The organism is Pseudomonas sp. NDM (assembly GCF_003105095.1).
GTDB classification, from domain to species: domain Bacteria; phylum Pseudomonadota; class Gammaproteobacteria; order Pseudomonadales; family Pseudomonadaceae; genus Aquipseudomonas; species Aquipseudomonas moraviensis_A.
The window spans coordinates 1-1,715 of record NZ_QETJ01000310.1; the positions used below are offsets into that span (position 1 = coordinate 1).

1 protein-coding gene is annotated in these 1,715 nt (G+C 61.3%); it reads left to right on the top strand.

Features of this window, described 5'->3' with window-relative positions:
* The first annotated feature begins 178 nt into the window (after nucleotides 1-178).
* Nucleotides 179-1,537 carry an imelysin family protein gene (locus DCO47_RS26685; RefSeq protein WP_116659279.1) on the top strand — a complete coding sequence of 453 codons (1,359 nt, stop codon included), beginning with the start codon at nucleotides 179-181 and terminating at the stop codon, nucleotides 1,535-1,537.
* Nucleotides 1,538-1,715: the final 178 nt, after the last annotated feature.

Below are 1,715 nucleotides of genomic sequence, written 5' to 3' on the forward strand. Positions count from 1 at the left end.
CCTCGTTGCACTCGTCAGCTCCTACAGTGCAACGAGGCTGCGATCTTTTGATCTTCTTGCGCAAATAAGAAATATTTCCACCCACGCCTTTACACATAATGCGAAAGATTTGCATTATGTCGCAGTTTTGCGCGCCCCCGGCGCCAGTCCACTCAACTACCGAAGCAGGATGTTCGCCATGATTCGTATGCCTCTGGCTACCGCCAGTCTGTTGGCCATCGCTATTTCCCTCGCCGGTTGCGGCGAAGGCAAGGACAAAGAAAAAGCCTCCGAAATGACTCCGGCTTCCAGCAGCGCTGCTCCAGCCCCGGCGCCGGCCGCTGCCCCTGCTCCTGCTGCCGGTAAAGTTGACGATGCCGCCGCCAAGGCTGTGGTCGCGCACTACGCCGACATGGTCTTCGCCGTTTACAGCGATGCCGAATCCACCGCGAAAACCCTGCAAACCGCCGTCGACGCGTTCCTCGCCAAGCCGAACGCCGACACCCTGAAAGCCGCCAAGGCTGCCTGGGTTGCCGCGCGCGTGCCGTACCTGCAGAGCGAAGTGTTCCGCTTCGGCAACACCATCATTGACGACTGGGAAGGTCAGGTTAACGCCTGGCCGCTGGACGAAGGGCTGATCGACTACGTCGACAAATCCTACGAGCACGCACTGGGTAACCCGGGCGCCACCGCCAATATCATCGCCAACACCGAAGTTCAGGTCGGCGAAGACAAGGTCGACGTGAAAGAGATCACCCCGGAAAAACTCGCCAGCCTCAATGAGCTGGGCGGTTCCGAAGCCAACGTTGCGACTGGCTACCACGCGATCGAATTCCTCCTCTGGGGCCAGGACCTCAACGGTACCGGCCCGGGCGCTGGCAACCGTCCGGCCTCGGACTACCTGGAAGGCGCTGGCGCCACCGGCGGTCACAACGAGCGTCGTCGTGCCTACCTGAAAGCCGTGACCCAACTGCTGGTCAGCGATCTGGAAGAAATGGTCGGCAACTGGAAGCCGAACGTGGCCGACAACTACCGCGCCACACTGGAAGCCGAGCCAGGCGAAACCGGCCTGCGCAAAATGCTCTTCGGCATGGGCAGCCTGTCCCTGGGTGAACTGGCGGGCGAGCGCATGAAGGTTTCCCTGGAAGCCAACTCCCCTGAAGACGAGCAGGATTGCTTCAGCGACAACACCCACTACTCGCACTTCTACGATGCCAAAGGCGTGCGTAACGTTTATCTGGGCGAGTACACCCGGGTTGATGGCACCAAACTGACCGGCGCCAGCCTGTCGTCGCTGGTGGCCAAGGCCGATCCGGCCGCCGACACCGCACTGAAAGCCGATCTGGCCGCGACCGAAGCGAAAATCCAGGTCATGGTCGATCACGCCAACAAGGGTGAGCACTACGACCAGTTGATCGCCGCCGGCAACACCGCTGGCAACCAGGTTGTTCGCGACGCCATCGCCGCGCTGGTCAAGCAGACCGGCTCGATCGAAGCCGCTGCCGGCAAACTGGGCATCAGCGACCTGAACCCGGACAACGCCGATCACGAGTTCTGATCACCGCGTCCGCGTCAAAAAGAGGCGACCTTCGGGTCGCCTTTTTCATCTCTGCTTCAGGCCAGCCCCTGTGGGACCGCCGCTGAATGTCTGCGCTGCACCGTCCCTGTAGGAGTGAGCCTGCTCGCGATGGCGGTGTACCAGTTACGAATTCGTCAACTGCCAGACCGCTATCGCG

Bases quoted from the DNA above. Each gene is read 5' to 3' on its own strand.
- DCO47_RS26685 (WP_116659279.1), top strand. From the start codon at position 179: ATGATTCGTATGCCTCTGGCTACCGCCAGTCTGTTGGCCATCGCTATT.